The sequence below is a fragment of the Aquisalimonas lutea genome (genome assembly GCF_030409225.1).
GTDB classification, from domain to species: Bacteria; Pseudomonadota; Gammaproteobacteria; order Nitrococcales; family Aquisalimonadaceae; genus Aquisalimonas; species Aquisalimonas lutea.
Genome location: NZ_JAUFPK010000001.1, coordinates 2,330,476 through 2,357,471 on the forward strand (window position 1 = coordinate 2,330,476; position 26,996 = coordinate 2,357,471).

General features: G+C 69.4%; 24 protein-coding genes. 7 read left to right on the forward strand and 17 right to left on the reverse strand.

The window, feature by feature from the left end; all coding sequences use genetic code 11:
- Window positions 1–66: 66 nt before the first annotated feature.
- Window positions 67–648 carry a DJ-1/PfpI family protein gene (locus QWY84_RS10950; protein ID WP_290202625.1) on the reverse strand — a complete coding sequence of 194 codons (582 nt, stop codon included), beginning with the start codon at window positions 646–648 and terminating at the stop codon, window positions 67–69.
- A 125-nt stretch (window positions 649–773) separates the two neighbouring features.
- Window positions 774–995, reverse strand: a complete 222-nt coding sequence (locus QWY84_RS10955; protein WP_290202626.1) for a hypothetical protein — start codon at window positions 993–995, stop codon at window positions 774–776.
- 198 nt (window positions 996–1,193) lie between these two features.
- On the opposite strand from QWY84_RS10955, the gene QWY84_RS10960 reads away from it, so the two are divergent.
- Genes QWY84_RS10960 through QWY84_RS10970 form a run of 3 tightly spaced genes read left to right on the forward strand, consistent with a single transcriptional unit; the run spans window position 1,194 to window position 2,722 of the window.
- Complete coding sequence (locus QWY84_RS10960; RefSeq protein WP_290202713.1) at window positions 1,194–1,769, forward strand: NnrU family protein; 576 nt, start codon at window positions 1,194–1,196, stop codon at window positions 1,767–1,769.
- Between the two features lie 19 nt (window positions 1,770–1,788).
- A complete protein-coding gene (locus QWY84_RS10965; protein ID WP_290202627.1) occupies window positions 1,789–2,244 on the forward strand; it encodes a PaaI family thioesterase in 456 nt (151 codons plus the stop codon).
- 28 nt (window positions 2,245–2,272) lie between these two features.
- Window positions 2,273–2,722: a YaiI/YqxD family protein gene (locus tag QWY84_RS10970; protein WP_290202628.1), complete on the forward strand. Its 450-nt coding sequence runs from the start codon at window positions 2,273–2,275 to the stop codon at window positions 2,720–2,722.
- A gap of 26 nt (window positions 2,723–2,748) precedes the next feature.
- Here the strand turns inward: QWY84_RS10970 and xdhC are convergent, their stop codons facing one another.
- From xdhC to bhcA, 10 genes are all read right to left on the reverse strand, one after another.
- Complete coding sequence (xdhC, locus tag QWY84_RS10975) at window positions 2,749–3,525, reverse strand: xanthine dehydrogenase accessory protein XdhC (RefSeq protein ID WP_290202629.1); 777 nt, start codon at window positions 3,523–3,525, stop codon at window positions 2,749–2,751.
- The gene (gene xdhB / locus QWY84_RS10980; protein WP_290202630.1) at window positions 3,522–5,894 is read right to left on the reverse strand and encodes a xanthine dehydrogenase molybdopterin binding subunit; all 2,373 of its coding nucleotides are present in this window, start codon (window positions 5,892–5,894) and stop codon (window positions 3,522–3,524) included. Before xdhB ends, xdhC begins: the two co-directional genes overlap by 4 nt.
- Window positions 5,891–7,357 (reverse strand): xanthine dehydrogenase small subunit, encoded by a 1,467-nt coding sequence (xdhA, locus tag QWY84_RS10985; RefSeq protein ID WP_290202631.1) that lies wholly within the window; start codon window positions 7,355–7,357, stop codon window positions 5,891–5,893. Before xdhA ends, xdhB begins: the two co-directional genes overlap by 4 nt.
- 104 nt (window positions 7,358–7,461) lie before the next feature.
- Window positions 7,462–8,844, reverse strand: coding sequence for a guanine deaminase (guaD, locus tag QWY84_RS10990; protein WP_290202632.1), 1,383 nt, complete (start codon window positions 8,842–8,844; stop codon window positions 7,462–7,464).
- Window positions 8,845–8,878: 34 nt separating this feature from the next.
- Complete coding sequence (locus QWY84_RS10995) at window positions 8,879–10,261, reverse strand: NCS2 family permease (RefSeq protein WP_290202633.1); 1,383 nt, start codon at window positions 10,259–10,261, stop codon at window positions 8,879–8,881.
- Between the two features lie 184 nt (window positions 10,262–10,445).
- Complete coding sequence (locus tag QWY84_RS11000) at window positions 10,446–11,210, reverse strand: Mut7-C RNAse domain-containing protein (protein ID WP_290202634.1); 765 nt, start codon at window positions 11,208–11,210, stop codon at window positions 10,446–10,448.
- 205 nt (window positions 11,211–11,415) lie between these two features.
- A complete protein-coding gene (gene bhcD, locus QWY84_RS11005; RefSeq protein ID WP_290202635.1) occupies window positions 11,416–12,381 on the reverse strand; it encodes an iminosuccinate reductase BhcD in 966 nt (321 codons plus the stop codon).
- A gap of 13 nt (window positions 12,382–12,394) precedes the next feature.
- Window positions 12,395–13,513 carry a DSD1 family PLP-dependent enzyme gene (locus tag QWY84_RS11010; protein ID WP_290202637.1) on the reverse strand — a complete coding sequence of 373 codons (1,119 nt, stop codon included), beginning with the start codon at window positions 13,511–13,513 and terminating at the stop codon, window positions 12,395–12,397.
- A 24-nt stretch (window positions 13,514–13,537) separates the two neighbouring features.
- On the reverse strand, window positions 13,538–14,491 hold the full coding sequence (gene bhcB / locus QWY84_RS11015; protein ID WP_290202639.1) for a beta-hydroxyaspartate dehydratase BhcB: 954 nt from the start codon (window positions 14,489–14,491) through the stop codon (window positions 13,538–13,540).
- Window positions 14,492–14,507: 16 nt separating this feature from the next.
- Window positions 14,508–15,698: an L-aspartate--glyoxylate aminotransferase BhcA gene (bhcA, locus tag QWY84_RS11020; RefSeq protein ID WP_290202640.1), complete on the reverse strand. Its 1,191-nt coding sequence runs from the start codon at window positions 15,696–15,698 to the stop codon at window positions 14,508–14,510.
- Window positions 15,699–15,905: 207 nt separating this feature from the next.
- Between bhcA and bhcR the strand changes: the two genes are divergently transcribed.
- Complete coding sequence (gene bhcR / locus QWY84_RS11025) at window positions 15,906–16,745, forward strand: HTH-type transcriptional regulator BhcR (protein WP_290202642.1); 840 nt, start codon at window positions 15,906–15,908, stop codon at window positions 16,743–16,745.
- Here the strand turns inward: bhcR and QWY84_RS11030 are convergent.
- From QWY84_RS11030 to QWY84_RS11040, 3 genes are all read right to left on the reverse strand, one after another.
- Window positions 16,729–18,033 (reverse strand): NCS2 family permease, encoded by a 1,305-nt coding sequence (locus tag QWY84_RS11030; RefSeq protein ID WP_290202643.1) that lies wholly within the window; start codon window positions 18,031–18,033, stop codon window positions 16,729–16,731. The two genes, bhcR and QWY84_RS11030, sit on opposite strands and share 17 nt — an antisense overlap.
- Window positions 18,034–18,253: 220 nt before the next feature.
- Window positions 18,254–20,542 carry an NADP-dependent malic enzyme gene (locus tag QWY84_RS11035; protein ID WP_290202644.1) on the reverse strand — a complete coding sequence of 763 codons (2,289 nt, stop codon included), beginning with the start codon at window positions 20,540–20,542 and terminating at the stop codon, window positions 18,254–18,256.
- 135 nt (window positions 20,543–20,677) lie between these two features.
- Complete coding sequence (locus tag QWY84_RS11040) at window positions 20,678–22,114, reverse strand: uracil-xanthine permease family protein (protein WP_290202645.1); 1,437 nt, start codon at window positions 22,112–22,114, stop codon at window positions 20,678–20,680.
- A 98-nt stretch (window positions 22,115–22,212) separates the two neighbouring features.
- Here QWY84_RS11040 and QWY84_RS11045 point away from each other — a divergent pair, with 98 nt between their 5' ends.
- Complete coding sequence (locus tag QWY84_RS11045) at window positions 22,213–23,481, forward strand: MFS transporter (RefSeq protein ID WP_290202646.1); 1,269 nt, start codon at window positions 22,213–22,215, stop codon at window positions 23,479–23,481.
- 14 nt (window positions 23,482–23,495) lie between these two features.
- On the opposite strand, the gene QWY84_RS11050 is transcribed toward QWY84_RS11045, so the two are convergent.
- Both QWY84_RS11050 and uraD read right to left on the reverse strand, forming a co-directional pair.
- Complete coding sequence (locus QWY84_RS11050) at window positions 23,496–24,227, reverse strand: aspartate/glutamate racemase family protein (RefSeq protein ID WP_290202647.1); 732 nt, start codon at window positions 24,225–24,227, stop codon at window positions 23,496–23,498.
- Between the two features lie 33 nt (window positions 24,228–24,260).
- Complete coding sequence (gene uraD / locus QWY84_RS11055; protein ID WP_290202648.1) at window positions 24,261–24,794, reverse strand: 2-oxo-4-hydroxy-4-carboxy-5-ureidoimidazoline decarboxylase; 534 nt, start codon at window positions 24,792–24,794, stop codon at window positions 24,261–24,263.
- A 211-nt stretch (window positions 24,795–25,005) separates the two neighbouring features.
- Between uraD and uraH the strand changes: the two genes are divergently transcribed.
- Window positions 25,006–25,359, forward strand: coding sequence for a hydroxyisourate hydrolase (uraH, locus tag QWY84_RS11060; protein WP_290202649.1), 354 nt, complete (start codon window positions 25,006–25,008; stop codon window positions 25,357–25,359).
- Window positions 25,360–25,436: 77 nt separating this feature from the next.
- Entirely contained in the window at window positions 25,437–26,615 is a 1,179-nt protein-coding gene (locus QWY84_RS11065) for a urate hydroxylase PuuD (protein WP_290202650.1), read from the forward strand.
- Window positions 26,616–26,996 lie beyond the last annotated feature (381 nt).

Consider the following 26,996-nt stretch of genomic DNA (forward strand, 5'->3'; position numbering starts at 1 on the left):
CCGGCTGACTCCCCGAGAATAGCCCGGGCCCGCGGCGTCGGCCAGTGGTGCCCGGGCGTTTCGGCGCTACAGCTCGATCCGTGTGCCCAGGACCTTCAGGAACTGGCTGATCCAGGCCGGGTGCGCGGGCCACGCCGGCCCGGTGACCAGCCACTGGTCGGTGTGCGCGGCGTCGATGGCGATCTCCGCGTAGCGGCCGTGGGCGAGCTCCACGTCCGGCCGGCAGGCCGGGTAGGCCGAGCACTGCATGCCCTCGAGCACGCCCGCGGCCGCCAGCAGCTGCGCCGCGTGGCAGATGGCCGCCACCGGCTTGCGCTCCGCGGCGAAGCTGCGCACGATCGCCAGCACGCGCTCGTCCAGCCGCAGGTACTCGGGTGCCCGTCCGCCCGGAATCAGCAGGGCGTCATAGGCCGCCGGATCGATCTCCGCGAATGTGGCGTTGAGGGTGAAATTGTGGCCGCGCTTCTCCGTGTAGGTCTGGTCGCCCTCGAAGTCGTGAATGGCGGTGGCGATGGTGTCGCCGGCGCTCTTGTCCGGGCACACCGCGTCCACGTGGTGGCCGACGGCCTGGAGCGCCTGGAAGGGCACCATGGTTTCGTAGTCCTCGGCGAAGTCGCCGCAGAGCATGAGAATCTTCTTGGCAGGCATGACGGAACCCTCTCGTTCTCCTCCGGTATGGACTGCCGAGTCTGGCAGCCTCCGCGGGACGAGGGGTAATAGCCGGTTACAGCAGTCCGCCCCCGGGCGTCGGCCCGGGCCATGGCCCGGGCCGGCTACTGCTCGGGGAACGGCCGGGCCCAGACGCTGTCCGGCTCGTGCCGCTTGAGGATCTCTTCCACGGCGCCCTGGAGCGAGTCCGGGGCGATGACCTTGATCTGGGCCGTGTCGTTGTCGAGGAAGATCTCCTCGCGGGCATAGCCGTCCGCAACGAGCTCGTGGAACGCGTTGGTCGCCTTGTCGACGCGATCGTACGCGGCAGTCACCGTCTGGCTCATGACAACCTCCGTCCTGAATCCGCGGCCGATCCCTGCCTCCCGTTCCAGGTGTCCCTGCATCGAGTATAGTGCAGCCGTGCGCGGGCCACCGCGGGCTTGCCGACCTTCGTGCCGGGCGGGTACATTCACGGAACTCTGCCGCGCAGACGCTCAAAATCCAACGAACTTAGGTTATAGGACACTAGAGCCGTGTACCTGATGATCATCGGCCTGCTGGTCTTCCTGGGGGCGCACTCCGTGCGGGTGTTCGCCGATGGCTGGCGCCGACGGCAGATCGCGCGCCTGGGCGAGCCGGCCTGGAAGGGGCTGTACTCCGTGGTCTCGATCCTGGGCCTGGCGCTGGCCATCTGGGGCTACGGGCAAATGCGCCTGGACCCGGTGTTGCTGTGGACGCCGCCGGCGGCACTGCGCCACCTGGTGGCGCTGCTCATGGTGCTGGCGTTCGTGCTGCTGGTTGCCGCCTACATGCCCCGCAACCACTTGCGGGCCCGGATGGGGCATCCCATGCTGCTGGCGGTGAAGGTGTGGGCGCTCTCGCACCTGCTGGTCAACGGCCGCCTGGGCGATATCGTGTTCTTCGGCGCGTTCCTGGCCTGGGCGGTGATCGCGTTCCGTGCCGCCCGCCAGCGGGACCGCGCCGCCGGGGTCGCGGCGGCGCCGGCCAGCACCGCCTCGACCGTCGCCACCGTGGTGATCGGCATCGTCGTCGCGTACGTGTTCGCGGCGTACCTGCATATCTGGGTGACCGGCGTACCCGCCGTCGCCATGGGCTGATACGGGAGAGAGCCGGCCGATGACAACGTTCGAGGCGAAGGACCCGGGTTACGCGGACCGCATCCGGGAGAGTTTCGCCCGCCAGCAGGTCATGCACCTGCTCGGCGTGGAGCTGATCGAGATCGCGCCGGGGCGGGTGATGCTGTCCATGCCGTTTTCCGAGCGGCTCACCCAGCAGCACGGCTTCGTGCACGCGGGCATCGTCACTACGGCCCTGGACAGCGCCTGCGGCTATGCCGGCTATTCGCTCATGCCGGCGGATGCCGGCATTCTCACCATCGAGTTCAAGACCAACCTGTTCCTGCCCGGGCGCGGCGAGCGCTTCACCTTCGAGGGCACCGTGATCAAGCCCGGCCGCACCATTACCGTGTGCGAGGGCCGGGCCTACATCGGCGACACCACCGGCGGCCGCCTGATGGCCTCCATGACCGCCACCATGACCACGGTGCTGGGCCGCGAGGACGTGCAGCAATGACGGTGCGCACGGTGCCGGGGCGGCGGGCATGAAGATCTGGGTGGATGCCGACGCCTGCCCGGTGGTGATCCGGGAGATCCTCTTCAAGGCGGCCGAGCGCACACGGACGCCGATGACCCTGGTGGCCAACCAGCCGGTGCGCGCCCCGGCCTCCCGGTGGATCGACTCCCTGCAGGTGCCGTCCGGCTTCGACGTCGCCGACGCGGAGATCGTGCGCCGGGCCGGGCCCGGCGACCTGGTGGTCACCAGCGACATTCCCCTGGCGGCGGAAGTCATCGACAAGGGCGCCGAGGCGCTCAGCCCCCGCGGCGAGCTCTACTCCGCGGGCAATATCCGCGCCCGGCTGAACATGCGCGACTTCATGGACACCATGCGCGCCAGCGGCGTCGACACCGGCGGTGCACCGCCGCTGAGCAAGCGCGACCGGCAGAACTTCGCCAACCACCTGGATCGCATGCTGGCGCAGGCTTCCCGCTAGGATTTCAGGAGACTGGGCGGTAGCGCTCAGTCGCCGGCGGCCGCCTCGGCATACTGCAGCAGCTGGGCCGCCAGGCTGATGGCGATGTGCCCGGGTGCCTTGCCGCCGATGCCCTCCAGGCCTACGGGACAGACCAGGCGCTCCTCGGCCGCCCGGCCGAGGCCGGCGTCGCGCAGCCGGTGCATGAAGCGCCCGCGCTTGGTGCCGGAGCCGATGGTGCCGATGAAGGGCAGATCATCGCGCTGCAGGGCGGCGGTGATGATGGCGAGATCGGTGTCGTGGCTGTGGGTCATGGCCACCAGCAGCGTGCCCGCCGGGAGCTCCCGGACCATGGACGCCGGGTCGTCGGGGACGTGCCGGCGCACCTGGGCGGGCAGCGCCTCCGGGAACTGCTCCGGGCGGCTGTCGAGCCAGTGGATGCGGCAGGGGATCTGCGCGAGCACCTCCACCAGGGCGCGGCCCACGTGACCGGCGCCGAAGACGGCGATGTTCAGCGCCGGCGGCTGGAACGGCTCGAAGAGGAGCCGCATGCGCCCGCCGCAGGCCTGGTCCGTCTCGTCGCTCAGGGTGAATTCCTGCTCCGAGGCCGCCGTCTCGCCGGCGGCCAGCAGCTCGCGGCCGCGCTCCTGGGCGACGAGCTCAACGGTGCCGCCGCCCAGGGTGCCGTGGGCACTGTCCGGGGTGACCAGCATCTTGGCGCCGGTCTCCCGCGGCGAGGAACCCTCGGTCCCCACCAGGGTGACCAGCACGCAGGGCGTGTCCGCCTCCACGCACCGGTTGAGCGCGTCCAGCCACGGTCTCATTCATCCACCTCTTCCAGGGCCTCCGCGGCGGCCGCGCCCGTGTGCAGGCGGCGCGCGGCCTCCATGGCGAGCAGCACCCGCTCCGGGGTCGCCGGCGCATCCAGGCGCACCCGGGTACGCGGCGGCGCAACGCTGTTCACCGCGTCCTTGAGCGCGTGGTAGACGCACATGGCCAGCATCAGCGGCGGCTCGCCCACGGCCTTGGACCGGCGCACGGCCTTCTCCTGGTTGTAGCCCGACTCCAGCAGCCGCACCCGGAAGTCCACCGGCATGTCGCTGGCCGCCGGAATCTTGTAGGTGGACGGCGCGTGGGTGGTCAGCCGGCCCTTGTCCGTCCAGCTCAGCTCCTCGGTGGTGAGCCAGCCCATGCCCTGGACGAAGCCGCCTTCCACCTGGCCCATGTCCACGGCCGGGTTCAGGGAGCGGCCGCAGTCGTGCAGGATGTCCGTGCGCAGCACGCGATACTCGCCCGTGAGGGAGTCCACCAGCACCTCGGCGCAGGCGATGCCGTAGGCGAAGTAGTAGAACGGCCGGCCCTTGAGGGTGTCCTTGTCCACGTGGATCTTGGGCGTGGCGTAGAAGCCGGCCTCGGAGAGCTGGATGCGGGCCAGGTGCGCCTGCTTGCACAGCTCCGGGAACGAGCACAGGGTCAGGTCGTCGGCCAGCACCTGGCCGTCGCGGAAGTGCACGGAGTCCTCGGGCACGTTCCAGTGCTCGTGCACGAAGCGGGTCAGCCGTGCCTTGATGGTGCGGGCGGCGTTCTGCGCGGCGGCGCCGTTGAGATCGCTGCCGGACGACGCCGCCGTGGCCGAGGTGTTCGGCACCTTGCCGGTGGTGGTGGCGGTGATCCGCACCCGCTCCAGATCCACGCCGAACTCCTCGGCGACGATCTGCGCGACCTTCACGTACAGGCCCTGGCCCATCTCCGTGCCGCCGTGGTTGAGCTGGATGCTGCCGTCGGTATAGACGAGCACCAGCGCGCCGGCCTGGTTCAGGTGCGTGGTGGTGAAGGAGATGCCGAACTTCACCGGCGTCACCGCCAGGCCCTTGCGCAGCGTGCCGCCCTCGCGGTTGAAGGCGTCCACGGCGCGCCGCCGGGCGGCGTAGTCGCTGCTGGCGTCGAGCTCGTCGTAGAGCTGGGGGAGGATATTGTCCTCCACCACCTGCCCGTAGGGCGTTTCGTTGCGGTCATCGGTGCCGTAGAGGTTGCGCCGGCGCACCTCGTGGGCGTCCAGCCCCAGGTGCCGGGCGATCTCGTCCATGACGTACTCGATGGCCATCATGCCCTGGGGGCCGCCGAAGCCGCGGAACGCCGTGTTGGACACCGTGTTCGTGTAGCACCGGTGCGAGACGATGCGCACGTTGGGCAGGTAGTAGGCGTTGTCGGCGTGGTACATGGCGCGGTCGTTCACCGCCCCGGAGAGATCCGCCGAGATGCCGCAGCGGGAGGCGAGCATGAAGTCCACGCCCTGGATGCGGCCGTCGTCGTCGAAGCCCACGTCGTAGCGGACCTTGAAATCGTGCCGCTTGCCGGTCATGACCATGTCGTCGTCGCGGTCCAGGCGCAGCTTCACGGGCCGGCCCGTGCGCTGGGCGAGAACCGCCGCGACGGCGGCGATGTGGGCCGGCTGGGTCTCCTTGCCGCCGAAGCCGCCGCCCATGCGCCGGGTCTCGACGACCACGCCGTGATCGGCGATGCCGAGCACGCCGGCGACCAGGTGCTGCACTTCCGACGGGTGCTGGGTGGAGCTGTAGACCAGCATGTCGCCGTCCTCCTGGGGGACGGCCATGGCCACCTGGCCTTCCAGGTAGAAGTGATCCTGGCCGCCGATGGCGAACTCGCCGTCCAGGCGGTGAGATGCTGCCGTCAGCGCGGCATCGGGGTCGCCGCGGTCCAGGGTGCGCGAGGCGAGCACCATGGACTCGGTCTCCAGGGCCTGGTCGATGGTGAGCACCGGCTCCAGCTCCTGGTAGTCCACCTCGGCCAGGGACGCCGCCTCCCACGCGGCATCCGGGCTCTCGGCGGCCACCGCGAACAGCGCCTGGCCCCAGTAGTTGATGGTGTCGTCGGCGAAGACCTGGTCCCCGGCGAACACCGGCCCGACATCGTTGGACGCCGGCAGGTCGGCGGCGGTCATCACCGCGGCGACACCCGGGGCCCGGCGGCTCGCCGAGACGTCCATCCGGGTGATGCGCGCGTGGGCCACGTCGCTCAGGCGCACGTAGGCGTGCAGCAGGTTGCGCGGCTCGGGAATGTCGTCGGTGTACACCGCCTCGCCGGTGACGTGCTTGTGGGCACTGTCATGGGGCAGCGGCTGGTGCACCGCGCGGCTGTCGTTGTCGAAAGAGGGGAGATCGCGGCCGCTCATACCAGGGCCTCCTCGTGTTCCAGCACCCGCGTGGGCGCCGATGAATTCGTCGTCTCCAGGTAGCACTTGCGCAGCAGGTTACGCGCGCTGAGCATGCGGTAGCCGGCGCTGGCGCGCATGTCGGTGAGCGGCGAGAACTCCGCCTCCAGCGCCCGTTCCGCGGCCGCCACCGTGTCATCCGACCACGGCTGGCCCCGCAGCACTTCCTCGGTCTGCCGGGCGCGCACCGGTACCGCGGCCATGCCGCCGAAGCCGATGCGGATGTCCTGCACCACGCCATCGGCAAGGCGCAGATTGAACGCCGCGCACACCGCGGAGATGTCCTGGTCGAACCGCTTCGACAGCTTGTAGCAGCGCAGCTGCCAGTCGCCGCTGGCCACCGGCACCCGGATGCGCTCCACGAACTCCCCGGGCTGCAGCGCCGTGCGGCGGTAGTCCAGGAAGAACTGGTCCATGGGCAGGGTGCGCTGCTCCCGGCCCCGGCGCAGGACCAGCTCCGTGTCCAGCGTGATCAGCACCGGCATGGAGTCGCCGATGGGCGAGGCGTTGGCGATGTTGCCGCCGAGCGTTCCGGAGTTGCGGATCTGCACCGAGGCGAACCGGCGCAGCAGCTCGCCGAAATCGGGATAATGGCGGCCGAGCACGTCCATGGCGTCGCTGTGGGTGGCCGCGCCGCCGATGTCGATGACCTCCGGCCCTTCGACGATGGTCTTCATCTCCGCCACCTCGCCGGTGGCCACCAGCGTCTCCAGCCTGCGGTGCTGCTTGGTCACCCACAGGCCCACGTCGGTTCCGCCGGCCACGATGGTGGCATCCGGCAGATCCGCCAGCAGATCCGCCAGGGCATCCACCGTGCGGGGCGCATAGTACGCCCGGCCGCTGCCGCTGACGGCAAGCGTGCCGTCGCCGCGCAGCGCGTCCAGGCGCCGGGCCGTGTCCGTCTCGGCGCTCGCGAAACGGTCGCCCCGGCCCAGCTCGTACATGCGCTGCGCGGCGTCGATGATGGGCCGGTAGCCGGTGCAGCGGCACAGGTTGCCCGCCAGGACGTCCTGGATGCGCTGCCGGTCGGGCCGGTCCTCGTTGTGGAACAGGGCGAACAGCGACATCACGAACCCCGGCGTGCAGAAGCCGCACTGGGAGCCGTGGCAATCCACCATGGCCTGCTGGGCCGGATGCAGGGTGCCGTCGTCCTCGCGCAGGTGCTCCACGGCGATGAGCTGCTTGCCGTGCACCGCCGGCAGGAAGAGGATGCACGCGTTCACCGCGCGGTACCGGAGCCGGCCGTCATCGTCGGGCTCGGCGAGCACCACGGTGCACGCGCCGCAGTCGCCCTCGGCGCAGCCTTCCTTGGTGCCGGGCTGGTGCGCCCGGGTGCGCAGCCACTGCAGCACCGTCATGTTGGGATCGGCATCGTGGACTTCACGTTCCTCGAAGCCCAGGAGAAAACGGACTGGTTCGGACATGGTTGCCTCGCGTCCCGTTCCGGCGGCCCGCCTCGGCGGGCGCCCGGAAGTTGCCAGTATTACTGAAAAAATAGTATACGAATATCCACTTTTGAAGTATACGGTCAGGGCGCCGGACCCCGCTCCGGGTGGGCGTTGCGGCCGCCCACGAACGTTGCCGCCACGTGGCGGTCGTCCCCCAGGAAGAACAGCGCGAACAGGGTCTCCTCCAGGGTGGCCCGGGCGCTTCGCCGCGCCGTCAGCGGTGTCGCCGCCGGGTCCAGCACCACCACGTCCGCCTCCATGCCCGGGTCCAGGTGGCCCACGCGATCGCCGATGTCCATGGCCTCGGCGCTGCCGCGGGTGGCCAGGTGGAGCAGGCTGGTGGCGGACAGGGGCGTGTCGTTGAGGCAGGAGACCTTGTAGGCCTCGCTGGCGGTGCGCAGCATGCTGAAGCTGCAGCCGCCGCCGACATCCGTGGCCAGGCCCGTGCGGATTCCGGCCTCGCGGGTGGCGCGGTAGTCCAGCAGCCCGCTGCCCAGGAACGTGTTGGACGTGGGCGAGAACGCCACCGCCGCGCCGGCCTCGGCCATGCGGCGGCGATCGGTGTCGTCCAGGTAGATGCAGTGCGCGTACATGGAGCGCTCGCGCACCAGGCCATAGCGGTCGTAGACATCCAGGTAGCTGCGCGCCTCCGGGAACAGCTCGCCCACCCAGGCGACCTCCTTGCGATTCTCGGCCAGGTGGGTGTGCACGTAGGCATCGGGGAACTCCCGCGCCAGCCGCGCCGTCGCCTCCAGCTGCGCCTCGCTGGAGGTCGGGGCGAAGCGCGGCGTAATGGCGTAGGCGAGCCGGTCCACGCCGTGCCAGCGTTCCAGCAGCTCCCGCGACTCCCGGTACCCGGACTCGGCGGTATCCTGGATCGCCTCGGGGCAGTTGCGGTCCATCATGACCTTGCCGGCGACCAGCCGCATGCCCTCCCGGCGGGCGGCCTCGAAGATGATGTCCGCCGAGCGGGCGTGACTGGTGCCCATGACCATGGCGGTGGTGGTGCCGTTGCGGAACAGCTCGGCCAGGAAGAAATCCGCCGTCTCGCGGGCCAGGTCCGCGTCGGCGAAGGCTGCCTCCGCGGGAAAGGTGTAGCGCTCCAGCCACGCCAGCAGGTGCTCGCCGTAGCTGGCGATGATATCCGTCTGCGGATAGTGGATGTGGCTGTCGATGAGCCCGGGAATGAGCAGGCAGTCACGATAGTCGTGTACCGGCAGGTGCGCGCTGTCCTCCCGCAGGATCTCGCCGGCGGGGCCGCGTGCGACGATCCGCCCGTTGTCGATGATCAGGGCGCCGTCCTCGGTTACCCGCAGCGCCTCGTCGCCGACCCGGGGGCCGGCGGCCGGCCCGCAGTCGACGATGGTGCCCCGCAGTGCAAAGGCCGTTGGCGTGTCGCTGGTCATGGCTTCCTCGTTGTGTTCCGCGCCGGCGGCCACGGGGCCGCCGGCATCTCGTGTCATTGTCGTATACAGCTCCGGTTCCTGCGAGCCCGGCTCAGACCGTGGCCAGCATCAGGATGCACAGCCCGGCCACGACCAGCATGGCCGGCTTGACGTCCCGGATGCGCCCCATCAGGGCCTTGATCACCACGTAGCTGAGAAAGCCGTAGGCGATGCCCATGGTGATGGAGTAGGTCAGCGGCATCAGGATTACCGCCAGAAAGGCCGGGATGGCCTCGTCGTAGCGCTGCCACTCCACCTTGCTCACCGGCGCCAGCATGAACAGGCCCACCAGCACCAGCACCGTGGACGTGGCGATGGCCGGTACCAGCTCCAGCAGCGGCGACAGGAACAGGAACGGCAGGAACAGCACCGCCACCGTCACCGCCACCAGGCCCGTGCGCCCGCCCTGGGCGACGCCGGCGCCCGACTCGATGAACGTCTGCGCCGCGCTGGTGCCCAGCGGGGCGGCGATGATCGAGGCGAACGCGTCCACGGTCATGGACTGCTTCAGGTTGCGCGGGTTGCCGTCCTCGTCCTTGAGGTCCGCGGCCTCGGACAGCCCCATGAAGCACGACAGCGCGTCGAAGAAGTTGGTGAACAGCATCACGAAGATGAACGGCCAGTAGGCGACGCTCAGGGCGCCGATGACGTCCACCTGGAACATGAAGCTGAAGTCCGGCGCGGCGACCAGGCCGTCCCAGGCGACCACCGGCGCGTCGCCGCCCCAGAGGCGGCCCAGCGGCAGCGCCAGCAGGGTGGTGGCCACGACGCCGAGGACCAGTGCGCCGGGGAGCTTACGCGAGACGAACGCCGACGTCAGGGCCAGGCCCGCCAGGAACGTGAGCACGGCGGGGCCGAGATCCGCCATGCTCACCAGGGTCGCCGGGTTGCTGACGATGAAGCCGGCGTTCTTGAGCCCGATGAAGGTGATGAACAGGCCGATGCCGCAGGTGATGGCGTAGCGCATGTTCGCCGGTATGGCGTCGACGATGACCTGGCGTACGTTGAACACCGCCAGGATCACGAAGATCACACCGGACCAGAACACGCAGCCCAGGGCGGTCTCCAGCGGCACGCCGGCGCCTTCCACCAGGGTGTAGGTGAACAGCGCGTTCATGCCCATCCCGGGGGCCACCAGGATGGGGTTGCGGGCGTACAGGCCCATGGCCAGGCTGCCCAGGAAGCTGATGAGCACCGTGGCCGTGAGGCCGGCGGAGAAGGGGATGCCGGCGTCGCTGAGAATGCCGGGATTGACCACGATGATGTACATGCCGGCGAGGAACGTGGCCAGGCCGGCCATGACCTCGGTGCGCACGGTGGTGCCGCTGGCCGTGAGGCCGAAGAAGTGATCCAGCGCCCTGGCGGCGCGCGATGGTGTCCCGGTGCGCGCGGGCGCATCGGCGGCGCCGGCCACCGTATCCTGTCGGGAATTCATGGTTTCTCCTCCGGTCCCTTTTGTCAGGGACACTGCATTTATTGTGTACGAAAATGAATAAAACCATGTATACAATTTCGAAAGCAACCCCTTGGCGGGGACGAATCGGCACGAGTCCTGCGCATCCTTTGATTCAGGGGAAAGGGTTGCGGATGTCTGTCACGAGTGCGGCCGGATGCCGGAGTCAGGAAGCCGGGTTGCCGGGCAGCGCGGACGGCGGCAGGTCGTCGATCAGCGCCTCGATGCGCCGGACGTGGCTGCCCCGCCAGTAGATGCGCCCGCAGTCGCTGCACATGCGGAAGGTCTCGTAGTAGCGGTGGGTCAACGGCTCCAGGCGGTGGGCGATGGCGTCCTTGGCCACGTCGCGCAGCGTGCCGTTGCAGCGGGCACAGCGGGTGAACGGACGGATCGTGCCGCGCAGCTGGAAGCGGTGAACGATCTCCGCGAGCTGGTGCGGCGGGTGGTCGCAGCGGACGCAGTAGCCGTGGGTGACGATGCGCCGCTTGAGCAGCAGGCGGTCGCGGGTCAGCAGCGTCCGGTGCTGGCCGGCCGAGATCCGGGCCAGCTCGTCGTCGCGGTAGTCGTTGCGATAGAGCGTGTCGAAGCCGCACAGTCGCAGATAGCGGGCGAGCGTGCCGAGGTGGGTATCCAGGACGAAGCGCACCGCGCGCAGGGGCTGCTCGCGCACCCGCAGGTGCTCGCTGATATCGAAGGACTCGAACACGGGGTAGACCGCGATGCGGTCGCCGTCCCGGACGATGTGGCCGAAGCCGGCGGACTCACCGTTGACCAGGATCAGCTCGACTTCCGGATGCGGGACGCCCAGGGCCTCGATCATGTCCTTGACCGAGGCGCGCCGGCTGAACACGTGCTCGAAGGCCACCTTGCGCCGCTCGGGCGCCAGGAAGTCGTTCAGCTCCTCGTAGAAGCGGAACACCGCGCGTGCCATGGTACCTGCCCGCGGAAACCGGTTGCTCGCTACCACGGTAAGGCGGCCGCGGCCGCCTGTCCACGCGGGTCCCGGAGGGCCGTCCCGTGGGCGAAAAAGAACGGCACGTCCCTGTGCGCATTAGGAATCGCTGAATGATCGTTCCCGCGTACTGCTCGGTCAGAAGCGCGCGCGAATGGTTCAGCGTTTCCTCAAGGGGAGGTCGTTACAGGCTCGCTTCGACGGCCGACCCCGCTGCCACGGCCCGTTCCACGGCGACCCGGGCGACCGCCAGGTCCTGGAGGCCCACGCCGGTGCCGTCGAACACGGTGACGGTCCCGGCGGCGCGGGCGAACGTGTCGGCATTGCGGATGACGTCGCCGACGGGCCGGATCGCCTCCGCGGCGATCAGGCCCTGCGCCACCGCGTGCTGGCATTCGCCGATGCCCGCCGCCTGGGCGACCTCGTCGGTGAACACCTCGGCCGCCGCCAGGATGGCGGGATCGATCTCCTGCTTGCCGGCCGTGTCCGTGCCCATGCACGCGATATGGGTGCCGGGACGGATCTGGCGCGCCGACAGCAGCGGCTCGAAGCAGGACGTGATGGTGATGATCACGTCCGCCTGCCGGCAGAGGGTGTCCCGGTCCACCGTCTCGAAGGCGACGCCCGCCTCCGCAGCGGCCGCGGCCAGGTCGTTCAGCCGCTCCGGGCTGCGGTTCCAGGCGACAACGCGCTGGAACCGCCGTTCCTCCAGGGCTGCCCGCAGCTGGAACGGCGCCTGGTGGCCGGCACCCACGATGCCCAGGGTGGCGGCATCGGGGCGCGCCAGGTGACGGATGGACACGGCGCTAGCCGCGGCCGTGCGCAGGGCCGTGAGGTAGTTGCCGCCCACCAGGGCCCGGGGCTGGCCGGTGTCCGGGTCGAACAGCAGCACCGTGGACTGGTGGTTGGTCAGCCCCCGCGCGGCGTTGCCGGGCCAGTAGCCGCCGGACTTCACGCCCAGGGTGAGCTCGCCCCGGTCGAAGCCGGACTTGAAGCCGTAGAGGGCATCGGCATGGCCGATGGCCTCGCGCACCACCGGGAAGTTCCGGGCGTCGCCCGCGGCCATGGCGGCGAAGACGGACTCCACCGCCGCGGCCGCGTCGGCCCGGCCCACGCTGTCGCGCACTGCCTGTTCCGAAATGATCAGCATGAGCGGCCTCCGTCTACAGGCACATGCCGCGGCCGGTAATGGGCCACAGGCACTCCACGCGGCCGTTGCGAACGCCCACGTACCAGTCGTAGATGTTCACCGTGGGATCGCAGTGGCCGGGGATGAGCTTGAGCTTCTCGCCCAGGCGCAGCCGGTTGTCCGGGTCCTTGATCACGCCGTGCTCGTCCGAGGCGCCGATGTACTCGACGTCGTCGCGGCCGAAGACCACGGCCACCCCGGAGTCCACGCTCTGGGCCTTGAGGCCGGCGTCGCAGATGGCCTTCTCCGCCTTGGTCTTGCTCATGACGGTGGAGTAGATGAACAGGCTGTTCTCGAAGTCGTCGATGAGCCGGCCGTCGGCCATGCGGATGCGCTGGTAGTCGGCGTCCATGAAGATGTAGGAGCCGCACTGGAGCTCGTTGTAGACGCCGCTCTCGCCCTCGAAGGTGTACGTGCCGGTGCCGGCGCCGGCGACGATGTCGCACTCCAGGCCTTCCTGGCGGAGCAGGTCCACGGTCTCCCGCACCCCCGCCACGGCGGCGTCGATCTTCGCCTTGCGCTCCTCGAAGTCGTGGACGTGCTGGGCCTTGCCCTGGTAGGCCTGCAGGCCCGCGAAGCGCAGGGCCGGGGCCTCAGTGATGCGCTGCGCCAGGGGGATGGCGGGCTGGCCGGGCTCGACGCCGCAGCGGCCGGCGCCGACGTCGATCTCCACCAGGACCTCGATGGTGACGCCGTAGGCCTGGGCGGCGGCGTTGATCTGGTCGACATTGCCCAGGTCGTCAACGCAGACCAGCACGCGCGCCTGGTGCGCCAGGGCGGCCAGGCGGTCGATCATGTGCGGGTTGACCACCTGGTTGGAGACCAGCACGTCGCGCACGCCGCCGTTGACCATTGCCTCGGCCTCGCTGACCTTCTGGCAGCACACGCCGACGGCGCCGCGGTCCATCTGCTGCAGGGCGATGTTCGGCGACTTGTGGGTCTTGGCGTGGGCGCGGTGGCGCAGGCCCTGGCTGTCGATGTAGCGGGCCATGCGGTCCAGGTTGCGCTCGTAGGCGTCCAGGTCCACCAGCAGGCACGGGGTCAGGACGTCTTCCACCGGCGTGCCCACCTGTGCGGGAACATTGGTGCTCATGGTGATACTCCTCTCTGGGGATTTCTACTGCTGCAGCCAGGGCAGCTTGTACAGGTCCACGTTGCCGCCGGTGACGATGACCCCCACCCGCTGGCCGCGGAACAGCTCCGGGTTCTTGAGGATCGCGGCGACGGCCACCGCGCTGGACGGCTCGATGACCAGCTTCATCCGCTCCCAGACCAGCCGCATGGCGTCGATGATCTCCTCCTCGGTGGCCAGGAGAATCCCGGTGACGTAGCTGGACACGAAGTGCCAGGTGAGATCCCGCAGGGACACGCGCAGGCCGTCGGCCACGGTGTCCGGGGCGTCGTCCTCGATGATGCGGCCGGCGTGGAAGGAGCGGTAGGCGTCGTCGGCGTTGGCCGGCTCCGCCGCGTAGATGCGCGTGTGCGGCGCGATGGACGAGATCGTCAGCGACGTGCCGCTGATCATGCCGCCGCCGCCGATGGGGGCGACCACCGCGTCCAGCGGGCCGGCGTCCTCGTGGAGTTCAAGGGAGCAGGTGGCCTGGCCGGCAATGACGCGGTGGTCGTTGTACGGGTGGACGAAGTTCGCCCCCGTGCGCTCGACCAGCGCGTTGAGCGTGCGCTCCCGGTCCTCCAGGCTCGGCCTGCAGGTGATGATCTCGCCGCCGTAGCCTTCCACGGCGCGCATCTTCGCCTTGCTGGCCGTCTCCGGCATGATCACCGTGCCCGGGATGCCGCGGCAGCCGGCGGCGCGGCTCAGCGACAGGGCGTGGTTGCCCGAGGAGTGGGTGGCCACGCCGCGCCGGGCCTGTTCCTCGGTGAGGCTGAACACCGCGTTGGTGGCGCCGCGCACCTTGAACGCGCCCGCCTTCTGCAGGTTCTCGCACTTGAACAGCAGCTCCGCGCCGCTCATGCGGTCGAGGGTCTCGCTGGTCAGCACCGGCGTGCGGTGGATCCACGGACGGATGCGCTCGTGGGCGGTCAGGACGTCGTCGTACGTGGGAATGTACATCGCTGCGGCTCCTGGTCTACGCGCTCTTGCGCTGCGCTGCGGGTCGCTCGTGGCGGTAGAACTCTTGCGCCGCCGCAACCCCGCTGCCGAGGGTGATGGGGTAGCCCAGGTCCTTCATGGCCATCTCGGCGGTGGCGATGCCCGACAGCGCCGTGACGTCGCTCATGATGCCCAGGTGCCCGATGCGGAACAGCCGCCCCGCCACCTGCCCGAGGCCGATGCCGAAGGCCACGCCGTAGGTCTCGTTGGCGTAGTTCACCAGCTCGGTGCTGTCGTAGCCCTGCGGCACCATGATGGCGGTAACGGTATCGGAGTGGAGCTCCGGCCGCCGGGCGCACGGCTCCAGGCCCCACGCCGCCACGGCGCGCCTCACGCCCTCGGCGATGCGGTGATGGCGGGCGTGGACGTTCTCCAGGCCCTCCTCCAGGAGCATGGTGACGCTCTCCCGCAGGCCCTCGATGAGCCCGATGGCCGGGGTGTACGGATACGAGCCCTTGTTGCCCGCCGCGATCATGTCGCGCAGGTCGAAATAGCAGCGCGGCAGGCGCGCTTCGTCCATGGCGTCCACGGCACGGGGGCTCACCGCCACGATGGCCAGCCCCGTGGCCAGCATGAAGCCTTTCTGGGAGCCCGACACGGCGACGTCCACGCCCCAGTCGTCCATGCGGAAGTCCATGGAGCCGATGGAGCTCACGCCGTCGACGAACAGCATGGCGGGGTGGCTCTCGGCGTCCATGGCCGCGCGGACCGCGCGGATGTCGCTGCGCACGCCGGTGGCGGTCTCGTTGTGCACCGCCAGCACCGCCTTGATGCGGTGGTCCGTGTCGGCGGCGAGGGCGCGGCGATAGCCTTCCACCGGGGCGCCTTCGCCCCACTCGCAGTCGATGACCTCCACCTCGATGCCGTGGCGCTGGCACAGATCGATCCAGCGCTGGGAGAACATGCCGTAGCGCCCGGCCAGCACCTTGTCCCCGGGGGAGAGCGTATTGGTGATGGCCGTCTCCCAGCCGCCGGTGCCGCTGGCGGTGAACACGGCGACTTCGCCGTGGCGCGTGCCGAAGACCCGCTTGAGATCCGCCAGCAAGGGGACGAACATGCGCCCGAATTCCGGGGAGCGGTGGTCCCAGGTGGGCACGCTCATGGCCTTGCGCAGGCGCTCCGGGATGTTGGTGGGGCCCGGTATGAACACCGGATTCTGGTTTTCCATGACGGCTCCTCCGTATACGTACTGCCGTCCATGGTAGTAGAATGAAAAATATTTCCAATTTTTTCGAAAAAATATTTCGTTGAACCGCGGAAATCGGGAAAGCACGGCACGCCGGGGGTTGAAGGGTTTTTCATCAGGTCCGCAAGGCGGTCGTGATGAAAAATTCCGTCACCGCGAGGGTGTCGCGAAGATGACGAGGAGAACGGCATGGCGAACGAGGCGGAACGGCGGCGCAAGCGGGGTCGCCCGCGCAGCGCCAGCCCCCAGGAGGCCACGGGCACGGTGCAGGCCCTGGACCGCGGCCTGGCGCTGCTGACGCTGCTGGCGGAGCAGGACGAGCTCACGCTCACGGAGATCGGCCTGGAGGCGGGGATGGCACCGACCACCGCCTACCGGCTTCTGGTGACCCTGCAGCAGCGCGGCATGGTGACCTTCGACGACGACGCCCAGACGTGGTCCATCGGCGTGGAGGCGTTCCGGGTGGGCAGCGCCTTCCTGCGGCGCACCAACTACCTGGAGGCGGGCCGCCCGGTGATGCGGCGGCTCATGGAGGCCAGCGGCGAGACCTCGAACATGGCGGTGCAGGAGGGCGGCGATGTCGTGTTCGTCTCCCAGGTGGAGACGCACAAGCCCATCCGCGCGTTCTTTCGCCCGGGTACCCGGGGGCACATGCACGCCTCGGGCATCGGCAAGGCCCTGCTGGCGGAGCGCCCGGAGGCGGACGTGCGCGCCATCATCGAGGACAAGGGCCTGCCCGGCTTCACGCCGACGACGCTGACCCGCGCCGAGGCCCTGTTCGAGGACTTGCGCCGCACCCGGGAGCGGGGCTGGGCGGTGGACGACGAGGAGAGCACCACGGGCATGCGCTGCCTGGCGGCGCCGGTGTTCAACGAGTACGGCGAGGCGGTGGCGGGGATCTCTATCTCCGGCCTGGCGGCCCGGATGGCGGACGAGGTGCTCGCGGACCTGGGCCCGCTGGTGCGCCAGGCCGCCGATGACGTCACCGACGCCATCGGCGGCCTGGAGCCGGTCAGACGCCCCAGATGAAGTAGGCGATGAAGACCACGAGCAGCACGTACATGAGCGGGTTCACCTCGCGCCACTGCCCGCGGCAGACCATGGTCAGCGGATACAGCACGAAGCCCAGGGCGATGCCCGTGGCGATGCTGTAGGTCAGCGGCATGGCAATGATGGTGATGAACGCCGGGATGGCGTACTCCGGCTCCGTCCACTGGATGTGTCCCAGCGACGAGGCCATGAGCACGCCGACGATGATCAGTGCCGGGGACGTGAGCTCCGGGTGATCCAGGAAGATCGTCAGCAGCGGCGAGAAGAACAGGCTGGCCAGGAAGAGAATGGCCACCACCACCGCCGTGAAGCCGGTACGCCCGCCGGCGGAGACCCCCGCTGCCGATTCGATGTAGGACGTCGTGGTGGACGTGCCCAGCACGGCGCCGACGATGGTCGCCGTGGAGTCCGCACCCATGGCGCGGCTCGCCCGCGGCAGCTTGTTGTCGCGCAGCAGGCCGGCCTGGTTGGCGACGGCCATGAGCGTGCCGGCGGTATCGAAGAAGTCCACGAACAGGAACGTGAACACGACCACCCACAGCGACGGCGATGTCAGTACGTCCGGCAGGTGGATCACGGCCTTGCCGAAGGTGGGCGCCAGGCTGGGCACGCCGGAGACCACCTGCTCGGGGACCGCGACCACGCCCACCAGCATGCCCAGCACGGTGGTGATCACCATGCCGTAGAACACGGCCCCGTGGAATCCGCGCACCAGGAAGAACGCCGTCAGGATGACGCCGACGATGGCCAGCAGCGGCGCCGAGGCGCCCAGGGAGCCCAGCGTCACCAGGGTGGCGTCGCTGGCCACCACGATCTCGGCGTTCTGCAGGCCGATGAAGGCGATGAACAGGCCGATGCCCGAGGCGGCCGCCATCTTCAGCTGCAGCGGGATGCCGTTGATGATGCGCTCGCGGATGCCGCTCACCGTGAGCAGCAGGAACAGCACGCCCGAGACCAGCACCGCGGCCAGTGCCGTCTCCCAGGCGATGCCCATGCCGAGCACCACCGTGTAGGCGAAGAACGCGTTCAGCCCCATGCCGGGTGCCAGGGCGATGGGGTAGTTGGCCCACAGGCCCATGATGAGGCAGGCCAGCGCCGACGCCAGGGCCGTGGCGACGAAGATGGCGTCGGAGTCCATGCCGGTCTCGGAGAGGATGAAGCCGTTGACGAAAAGGATGTAGGCCATGGCCAGGAAGGTCGTCACCCCGGCCATGATCTCGCGCTGCAAGGTCGTGCCCCGCGCCGTGAAACCGAACCACTTGTCCATTGCATCCCCCTGTTGGTCTTTATGCGTTGTCCATCGTCGGGACGAGCGTACCCCATCACGTTGTAAACGTGACACCCCGATTTTTGTGCACAATTCACACCACCGCAAGACGACGCGAGGGTGGTGCGGCGCCACGGGCGCGGCCGGGCGGTGGATGGCGGCAGCGGCGATGAACCGTGCCCCGCGGCGGTGCGCGCTGCACTGCCGCGGGGCGGAGCGGTCAGGCCGGCGCGGGGGAGGCCTCCATCTCCATTTCCGCCTCCACGGTGGCCAGGGCGGTCATGTTGATCACCCCGCGCACGGTGACGGACGGAGTGACAATGTGTGCCGGGCGGCTGGCTCCCAGCAGGATGGGGCCGACGGAGACGCCGTCGCTGGCCGCCTTGAGCAGGTTGAAGGCGATATTGGCGGCGTCGAGTGTGGGCAGGATCAGGAGGTTGGCCGAGCCGCCGAGCTCGGAGCGGGGGAAGATGCGACCCCGGATCTCCTCGGACAGCGCCGCGTCGCCGTGCATCTCGCCTTCCACCTCCAGTTCCGGGTCGCGCTGACGGATGAGCGTCAGCGCCTCGCGCATCTTCGCCGCCGGGGCGGCGTCCGACGAGCCGAAGCTGGAATGCGACAGCAGCGCGACCTTGGGCGTGATGCCGAACCGCCGCACCTCTGCTGCCGCCAGGCTGGTCATCTCGGCGATCTGCGTCGGATCTGGGTCGTGGTTCACGTACGTGTCGCAGAGGAAGTACGTGCCCTTGTCCAGGATCAGCGCATTCATGGCGGCGAGGTTCCGGCAGTCCGGCCGCCGGCCCAGGACGCAGTCGATGTGGTACAGGTGATGGTGGTAGCGACCGACCACGCCGCTGATCATCGCGTCGGCCTCGCCCCGGCGCAGCATGAGCGCGGCGATCACCGTGTTGCGGGTGCGCACCACGGTACGGGCCTGGTCCGGCGTGACGCCGCGGCGCTCCATGATCGCGTGATACAGCGTCCAGTACTCGCGGTACCGCGGATCGTCCTCCGGGTCGACGAGCCGGTAGTCCTCCTCCGGGCGCAGGCGCAGTCCCAGCCGCCTGATGCGCATCTCCACGACCCGGCGCCGGCCGACGAGGATCGGCACCGCGAGGCCGTCGTCCACGGCCACCTGCACGGCGCGCAGCACCCGGTCCTGCTCGCCCTCGGCGTAGACCACCCGCCGCGGCTGCCGCCGCGCCTGCTCCAGGACCGGTTTCATGGCCAGCCCGGTGCGGAAGACGAATGTGTTGAGCTCGCGCCGGTAGGCGTCGAAGTCGTCGATGGGCCGCTCGGCCGCGCCGCTGTCCATGGCGGCCCGGGCCACCGCCGGGGCGACCCGGACGATGAGGCGCGGATCGAAGGGTTTCGGGATCAGGTAGTCCGGGCCGAAGTGCAGGTCCTGGTCGCCATAGGCGTGGGCGACGATGTCCGAGGACTCCTCCATGGCCAGGTCGGCGATGGCCTCGACGCAGGCGAGCTTCATGGAGTCGTTGATGGTGGTCGCGCCCACGTCCAGGGCGCCGCGGAAGATGAACGGGAAGCACAGGACGTTGTTGACCTGGTTGGGGTAGTCCGAGCGCCCGGTGGCCATGATGCAGTCCGGGCGTTCCTCCCGGGCCTCCTCGGGGAGGATTTCAGGGACCGGATTGGACATGGCGAGGATGAGCGGATCCCGCGCCATGGTCGCGACCATGGCGCGGGAGAGCACGCCGGGGGCGGACAGGCCCAGGAAGATGTCCGCGTCCTCGATGACCTCGCCCAGGCCGCGGGCCGCCGTATCCCGGGCGAAGGTGCGCTGGCGCGGGTGCAGGTTGTCGCGGCCGGAGTGGACCACGCCGCGGGAGTCGAGCATGGTCATGTTCTCCCGGGGAATGCCGAGGCCGAGGAGCAGCTCCAGGCAGGCCACCGCCGCCGCCCCGGCGCCGGAGCAGACCAGCCGCACGTCCGCCGGGGCCTTGCCCACCAGGCGCAGGCCGTTGCGCACGGCGGCGGCGGTGATGATGGCGGTGCCGTGCTGGTCGTCGTGGAACACGGGGATGTTCATGCGTTCCTTGAGCGCGTCCTCGACATGGAAGCACTCCGGCGACTTGATGTCCTCCAGGTTGATGCCGCCGAAGGTCGGCTCCAGGCTGGCGACGATGTCGACGAAGCGCTCCGGGTCGCTCTCGTCGACCTCCACGTCGAAGACGTCGATGCCGGAGAACTTCTTGAACAGCACTCCCTTGCCCTCCATGACCGGCTTGGAGGCGAGCGGGCCGATACTGCCGAGGCCCAGCACGGCGGTGCCGTTGCTGACCACGCCGACCAGGTTGCCGCGGGCGGTCAGCCGCGCCGCCTCCGTGGGGTCGTCCGCCACGGCCTGGCAGGCGGCGGCGACGCCGGGCGAGTAGGCCAGGGCCAGGTCCCGCTGGGTGGCCAGCGGTTTCGTGGGAGCGACCTCGAGTTTCCCCGGCCGCGGGTGCCGGTGGTACTCGAGGGCGTTGGCGCGCAGATCGTCAGCCATGAATGCTCTCCGGAAGCAGAGGCGGCCGCGCCGGGTGCGCGCGCCGCGGTCCAGTGGGTTGCGGTCTCGGCATCCCGGCGCCGGCGGCCCCGGGCAAGGGCGGCGGGCATCGCCCGCCGCCGCAGGGGAGGGCGGTCAACGGGCGTCGCCGGGCGCCTTGCCGGCCTCGTGGTCGCCGGCCTGCGCGGCCTCGTCATTCGTCTGCGCGACTTCCGGGGCGGCCGCCTTGGCGGCGGAGCGCGGCAGGATCCCGTCCAGGAACAGGGCCGCGGCCGCGGCCGGTACCAGGCCGGACTTCATCAGCAACCCGACCTGCCCCGGCAGGGTATCGGCGATCTCCTCGGTCTGCGGTAGGCCCACGCCCAGGGCCACGGCCACGGCGATGATGAGCATGTCGCGCTGATCCAGCTCGCACCGGTGGAGGATCTTCAGGCCGGCCGAGGCGATCATGCCGAACATGACGACGCCGGCACCGCCCAGCACCGGCGCGGGCATGGCGGAGACCAGGCCGCCCAGCTTCGGCAGCAGACCCATGGCAATGAGCAGCAGGGCGCCGAAGGTGACCACGTGACGGCTGACCACGCCGGTGAGGGTCACCAGGCCGACGTTCTGCGCGAAGGCGGTGTTGGGCAGGGTATTGAACACCGCGGCGAAGGACGTGGCGACGCCGTCCGCCATGACGCCGCCGGAGAGCTCCCGCTCCCTGGCCGGGCGCTGGCAGGCACCCTCGGTGATCGCCGAGATGTTGCCGATGGTCTCCAGCCCGACCACGAACATGATCAGCACCATGCCGATGATGGCGCCGGGCTGGAACTCCATGCCGTAGACGAACGGCCGGGGGAAGGCGAACCAGGCGGCCTCCGCCACCGGCTCGAAGCTCACCATGCCGAAGAGGATGGCCACCAGGTAGCCGCTGGCCAGGCCCGCCAGGACCGATGCCGCCTTCCAGAAACCCTTGGCGAACTGGTGTACCGTCACGGTGACGCAGAGCACGAACAGCGCCAGGCCGAGGTTCTCCGGGGAGGCGTAGTCCGGGGCGCTGCCGTCACCCCCGCCGGCCGCATAGTTGATGCCCACCGGCATGAGAGAGATACCGATGAGCAGCACCACGATGCCGGTGACCACCGGCGAGAACCAGTGGCGGATCTTCTTCAGGATGGCCCCGAGGCCCACCTGGAACAGGCCGGCGATGAACGAGGCCCCGAGCACCGCGGGCAGCCCCACGGACCCGGCCAGCGGCAGGGCGACGGGTAGAAAGCCGAAGCTCGTTCCCTGGACAATGGGCAGTCTTGCGCCGACGGGGCCGGCGCCCACCGTCTGCAGGAGGGTGGCAAGGCCGGCGACCAGGAGCGCGACCTGGATGAGAAAGGTCTGCTCGCCGGTGGTCGCGCCGATGACGCCGGCAATGATGATAGGCGGCGTGATGTTGCCGGCGAACATGGCCATCACGTGCTGGATGCCGAGAGGAATCGCCCGGGACAGGGGCGGCGTAACATCGGGATCGCGAACGGTTGCTGCGGACGGGTCCGCGGCGCCGGCGGCTCCGCCCCGGTTGTCGTCATGGTCGGCCATGTCTTCTCCTCCTCGTTGCGGATGGCACGCCAGCTCGTTGGTGCTGCGGCTGGACTGTTATAAACTGTATACAATCTAATAAGGAAACTGTACCAAATATGTGTGCACAGGCAACACACCGTGATCCGGCCGCCGGGCACCCGCGGCGTTACCTGGTCTTCTCCCTGTTCGCGGCGGGGTTTCTCCTGTCGTACATCCTCCGCGGCGTCAACGTGGCCTTCGAGCAACGCCTGGCGGCGGTGTTCGGGCTGGAATCGGCGGCGCTGGGCACGGTCACGGCCAGCTTCTTCCTCGCCTTTGCGCTGGTGCAGCCGCTGGTGGGTTACCTGCTGGACCGCATCGGCCCCCGCCGTACCCAGAGCCTGCTTCTCCTGGCAGCCGCCACGGGCGCCCTGGTGTTCGCCCTGGCGGCGGGCATGGCGGCCCTGATTGCCGGCCGGGTACTGCTCGGCGTGGGGCTCGCCGCCAGCCTCACCGCCGGGTACAAGGCCATCGCTGAGGTCTTCCCGGGGCGGCAGGTGCCCCTTTTCAACGGCCTGCTGGCATCCGTGGGCAGCTTCGGCGTGGTGGTGGTGGGGACACCGCTGGACCTGCTGCTGCAACTCCTCGACTGGCGCGCGATCATGGGGCTGCTCGGGGCCACCGCCGTGGTGCTGACGGTGCTCCTGTGGCTGCTGGTGCCGGAGATGCCGCGCACGCCCGCCGGCGGGCGCGGCGGCGAGCGCGCCGCGCTGGTGGCCAGCGCCCTGGACCCGCGGTACTGGTCACTGCTGCCTCTGGGGTTCATCAACCAGGCGATGTTCCTGGCCATGCAGACGCTGTGGCTGATGCCGTTCCTGCGCGACAGCCTCGGGTACACGCGTGCCGAGGCGGCCATGAGCGTCTCCACCGTGGGTGTCGCCCTGATTGCCGGCGGCGTGGGCCTGGGCGCGCTGGCGAGCTGGCTGCTGCGGTTCCGGATCGAGGTGGCTGTGACGGCGGGAGTGGCCATGAGCCTGTTCCCGGTGGTGCAGGCGTGGATCCTGCTCCAGGGGGAGGGCGTCTCCCCGGCGGTGTGGCTGCTGTTCGGGGTCACCGGCGGTTCCGGCATGGTGCTCTATGCCGTGTTCGCCCGCACCTTCCCCGGGGCGATTCTGGGACGGCTGAGCACCACCTATACCCTGGGCGTGTTCCTCGGCACGTTTCTCCTGCAGACGATGTACGGCTGGTTGCTGGAGCTCGCCCGGGATGCGGGGTTCAGCGCCGCCGACGGCCACGTTGCCATCTGGTGGCTGCTGGTGGCGCTGCAGCTGGGTGCGGTCGCGGTGTACTGGGGCATGTCGCCGGCGCGCCGCCGCCGGGCACGGGCGGCGGGGCATGCCGGGTAGGCGACGCGGAGCCGTCAGGGCGAGTGCTTGTGCATCGCGCCGCTGTAGGTCTTGGCGACCGGGTAGGCGAGCTCGCCGGTCTTGCCCGTGGCCAGGCCCAGCGAGACCAGGCTCTCCACCAGCTTCACGGCGGCGCTGACCCCGTCGATGACCGGCACCCCCAGCTCGCGGGACAGCCGGGACGGCAGATCGGCCATTCCGGCGCAGCCCAGGACGATGGCCTGGGCGCCGTCATCCGCCAGCGCCCGTCGGCACTCGGCGGCGATCCCGCGGTGTGCCTCCGCGCCGGGCTCCTCGAGTTCCAGCACGGGGATGTCCGTGGCGCGGATGGCGCAGCACCGGCGGGTCATGCCGTACTCGTCGACCAGCCGCGCCGCCATGCCGCGGGTCCGCGCCAGCGTGGTGACCACGGCGAAGCGGGACGCGATCAGGCTCGCCATGTGCATCGCGGCCTCGGCGATGCCCACGACCGGGCCGCAGGCGAGCTCGCGGGCGGCCAGCAGCCCCGGGTCGCCGAAGCAGGCGACCACGTGGCCGTCGACGCCGGCTTCCTCGCCCTCGCGGACGCGTGCCAGCACCCCCGGGACAGCCATCGCCTCGTCGTAGTGGCCCTCCACGGAGGGCGGGCCCGCCTCCGGCTGCGTAGCCGTGACGGTGGTGTCGGCGGATGCCGCGGCGCCGGCGGCGTCGGCAATGGCCCGGGTCATTGCGGCGCTGGTGTTGGGATTGATGACCTGGATGCGCATGCTGCCTCCTGCCGCCCGCGGCGGCCTGCCATTCTACAGATCCGCCAGCGCGTGCAGGCGCAGGCGCGCGATGCGGTTGACCTGAGCCAGCGCCGTGCGGAACTCGGTTTCGGGATCGTTACGGACGCGCTCCTCGAACGCCTGCAGGATCTCGGTTCGGTGGTACCCCTTGACCGCCATGATGAACGGGAACCCGAAGCGGGCGTTGTACTCCTCGTTCAGGGTAAGGAAGCGCTCGAACTCTTCCCGGGTGCACTGGTCGAGGCCGGCGCCGGCCTGCTCGCCGGTGGACTCGGCGGTGAGCTCGTTGCGCACCGCCGCCTTGCCCGCCAGCTCCGGGTGGGCCCGCAGGAGCCTCAGCTTCTCGGCGTCCGAGGCCTCGGCAAGGATCTCCGCCAGGGCATCGGCCAGCCCCTCGACGGTGTCGTGGCGGTCATCCAGGCCCCGCTGCCAGAGCGCCTGGGCGATCCACGGCGAGTGCTCGTAGACCCCGCTGAAGCGGTTCATGAAGGTGTCGTAGTCCAGGGTGCGCGGTGGCGTGGCGAAAGTCGTGGTCGCGGCGCTCATGGCTTCTCCCGAGTTGCAGTAGGCTTTCCAAATATTGTATACATTAATGTGTACGGTATGCCAGCGAGCTACACACCCGTCCTGCCGGGGATTCCCCGGGAGCCATCGGGCTGCGCCGCTGGGCATGTCGTGACCTTGGACGTTTGTTGTTGCATACAATCGACGCTATATTGCCACATTCCAGTCCCCAGCGATGCCGGAGTGACTCATCATGGGCTATCTGACAACACATGTACTCGATACGGCGCACGGCTCCCCGGGTGCGGGCATGCGCATCGACGTCTACCGTCTGCGCGACGGGTCGTCCGAGCACCTGTCCACGCTGACCACCAACGCGGACGGCCGCGCCGATGGGCCGGTTCTCGAGGGCGAGGCCTTCACCGCCGGGCGCTACGAGCTGGTCTTCCACGTCGGCGACTACTTCCGCGGGCGCGGTGTCAACCTGCCGGAGCCGGCATTCCTGGACGACGTGGTCGTGCGCTTCGGCATTGCCAGCCCCGACGAGCACTACCACGTGCCATTGCTCGTATCCCCCTATAGCTACAGCACGTACCGGGGCAGCTGAACCGGGTCGCTGCGCGGTCACGGGTGCCGTTGGGGTGACGGCGGCCCGCGGGCGTTGCCTGGTGGAGGAGAACGAAAATGCTAGGTCATATACAGGATTGGGTGGAACTGCTGTTCCGCTGGGGTCATTTCATTACCGGCATCGCCTGGATCGGTGCCTCGTTCTATTTCAACTGGCTGGAAAACCAGCTCGACCGTCGCCCGGCGCAGAACCGCGACGGCATCGCCGGTCACCTGTGGGCGGTTCACGGCGGCGGCTTCTACTACCTGGAGAAGTACCAGGTGGCGCCGGGCAAGCTTCCGGAGGTGCTGCACTGGTTCAAGTGGGAGGCCTACTTCACCTGGATTACCGGGTTCGTGCTGCTGGTGCTGGTGTACTACCTCGGCGCGGAGTCGTACCTGATCGATCCGCGCGTAGCCGACCTGAGCGTCGCCACGGCAGTGGCCATCGGCATCGTCACGCTGGTGGCGTCCTGGCTGGTCTATGACGTGCTGTGCCGCTCCCCCCTGGGCGAGCGTCCGGGGCTGCTCTCCCTGGTCATCGCGGTGCTACTGGTGCTGCTGTCGTTCGGGCTGACGCAGCTCTACGGCGGGCGTGGCGCGTTCATCCACGTCGGCGCCGCCATCGGCACCATCATGGTCGCCAACGTGTTCTTCGTCATCATCCCCAACCAGCGGGATCTCGTCGACGCCGTGAAGGAAGGGCGCGAGCCCGACAGCGCCAAGGGCAAGGCGGGACTGACCCGCTCGCGGCACAATAACTACCTGACCCTGCCGGTGCTGTTCATCATGCTCAGCAACCACTATCCGGCGACGTATGCCCATGAGTGGAACTGGGTGGTGCTGGCGCTGATCATGGCCGGCGGCGTGCTGGTGCGCCACTACTTCAACGTACGCCATCTGCCGCAGAGGAAAGTCTGGATCCTGCCGGCCGGTGCCGCCTTCCTGCTGGCGGCGTTCTTCCTGACCATGCCGGAATCCCGCGAACCGGTGGCGAGCGAAGACAGCGCCGATGCCGCCGAGGTCGGTACCGACGTGGTATGGAACATCGTCGAGAACCGCTGCCTGGCATGCCACAGCGCGGATATCCGGCAGGGCGGCATCGCCTTCGAGGGCAAGGAGGACGTCGAGCGCCTTGCCGATGCGGTGCACCGCATGGTGGTCGAGACCGAGACCATGCCGCCCGGCAACGCCACCGGCGTCACCGACGAGGAACGGGAGAAGTTCCACCGGTGGTTCCAGGGACTGGACGAGTAGCTTCGACCAGAGTCCGTTAGCACCTCCCGCGGTCGCCGCCGCGGGGGCGTGACGCATCCTCGACCGCATCCCGGTTCGCTCCGGCTTCCCGGGCTGGCCTCCAGGGTCCGCCCGCCGGGGCGGTCGAGCTTGCGAAACAAATTGTATACATGATCGAATACGATTAAGCGGCGTCATCGTTGCGCAACGCAATGGTCCGCAACGGCGCTGCCGCTGCGATAACGCGAAGAAATCCGGAGGAGAAACAGAATGAGACCTACGAGCACGGTCATTCGCCCCGTCGGGGTCCTGGCGGCACTGCTGATGTGCGCGACGGCGACGGCGCAGACGGAGGTGGAGTTTCACGGTCTGATGGATGTCTGGGCGGGGAGCAACCGTCCG

Excerpts from the sequence above, each read along its gene's own strand:
- QWY84_RS10950 (WP_290202625.1), bottom strand. The coding sequence starts at position 648 with ATGCCTGCCAAGAAGATTCTCATGCTCTGCGGCGACTTCGCCGAGGAC.
- QWY84_RS10955 (WP_290202626.1), bottom strand. The coding sequence starts at position 995 with ATGAGCCAGACGGTGACTGCCGCGTACGATCGCGTCGACAAGGCGACC.
- QWY84_RS10960 (WP_290202713.1), top strand. The coding sequence starts at position 1,194 with ATGATCATCGGCCTGCTGGTCTTCCTGGGGGCGCACTCCGTGCGGGTG.
- QWY84_RS10965 (WP_290202627.1), top strand. The coding sequence starts at position 1,789 with ATGACAACGTTCGAGGCGAAGGACCCGGGTTACGCGGACCGCATCCGG.
- QWY84_RS10970 (WP_290202628.1), top strand. The coding sequence starts at position 2,273 with ATGAAGATCTGGGTGGATGCCGACGCCTGCCCGGTGGTGATCCGGGAG.
- xdhC (WP_290202629.1), bottom strand. The coding sequence starts at position 3,525 with ATGAGACCGTGGCTGGACGCGCTCAACCGGTGCGTGGAGGCGGACACG.
- xdhB (WP_290202630.1), bottom strand. The coding sequence starts at position 5,894 with ATGAGCGGCCGCGATCTCCCCTCTTTCGACAACGACAGCCGCGCGGTG.
- xdhA (WP_290202631.1), bottom strand. The coding sequence starts at position 7,357 with ATGTCCGAACCAGTCCGTTTTCTCCTGGGCTTCGAGGAACGTGAAGTC.
- guaD (WP_290202632.1), bottom strand. The coding sequence starts at position 8,844 with ATGACACGAGATGCCGGCGGCCCCGTGGCCGCCGGCGCGGAACACAAC.
- QWY84_RS10995 (WP_290202633.1), bottom strand. The coding sequence starts at position 10,261 with ATGAATTCCCGACAGGATACGGTGGCCGGCGCCGCCGATGCGCCCGCG.
- QWY84_RS11000 (WP_290202634.1), bottom strand. The coding sequence starts at position 11,210 with ATGGCACGCGCGGTGTTCCGCTTCTACGAGGAGCTGAACGACTTCCTG.
- bhcD (WP_290202635.1), bottom strand. The coding sequence starts at position 12,381 with ATGCTGATCATTTCGGAACAGGCAGTGCGCGACAGCGTGGGCCGGGCC.
- QWY84_RS11010 (WP_290202637.1), bottom strand. The coding sequence starts at position 13,513 with ATGAGCACCAATGTTCCCGCACAGGTGGGCACGCCGGTGGAAGACGTC.
- bhcB (WP_290202639.1), bottom strand. The coding sequence starts at position 14,491 with ATGTACATTCCCACGTACGACGACGTCCTGACCGCCCACGAGCGCATC.
- bhcA (WP_290202640.1), bottom strand. The coding sequence starts at position 15,698 with ATGGAAAACCAGAATCCGGTGTTCATACCGGGCCCCACCAACATCCCG.
- bhcR (WP_290202642.1), top strand. The coding sequence starts at position 15,906 with ATGGCGAACGAGGCGGAACGGCGGCGCAAGCGGGGTCGCCCGCGCAGC.
- QWY84_RS11030 (WP_290202643.1), bottom strand. The coding sequence starts at position 18,033 with ATGGACAAGTGGTTCGGTTTCACGGCGCGGGGCACGACCTTGCAGCGC.
- QWY84_RS11035 (WP_290202644.1), bottom strand. The coding sequence starts at position 20,542 with ATGGCTGACGATCTGCGCGCCAACGCCCTCGAGTACCACCGGCACCCG.
- QWY84_RS11040 (WP_290202645.1), bottom strand. The coding sequence starts at position 22,114 with ATGGCCGACCATGACGACAACCGGGGCGGAGCCGCCGGCGCCGCGGAC.
- QWY84_RS11045 (WP_290202646.1), top strand. The coding sequence starts at position 22,213 with ATGTGTGCACAGGCAACACACCGTGATCCGGCCGCCGGGCACCCGCGG.
- QWY84_RS11050 (WP_290202647.1), bottom strand. The coding sequence starts at position 24,227 with ATGCGCATCCAGGTCATCAATCCCAACACCAGCGCCGCAATGACCCGG.
- uraD (WP_290202648.1), bottom strand. The coding sequence starts at position 24,794 with ATGAGCGCCGCGACCACGACTTTCGCCACGCCACCGCGCACCCTGGAC.
- uraH (WP_290202649.1), top strand. The coding sequence starts at position 25,006 with ATGGGCTATCTGACAACACATGTACTCGATACGGCGCACGGCTCCCCG.
- QWY84_RS11065 (WP_290202650.1), top strand. The coding sequence starts at position 25,437 with ATGCTAGGTCATATACAGGATTGGGTGGAACTGCTGTTCCGCTGGGGT.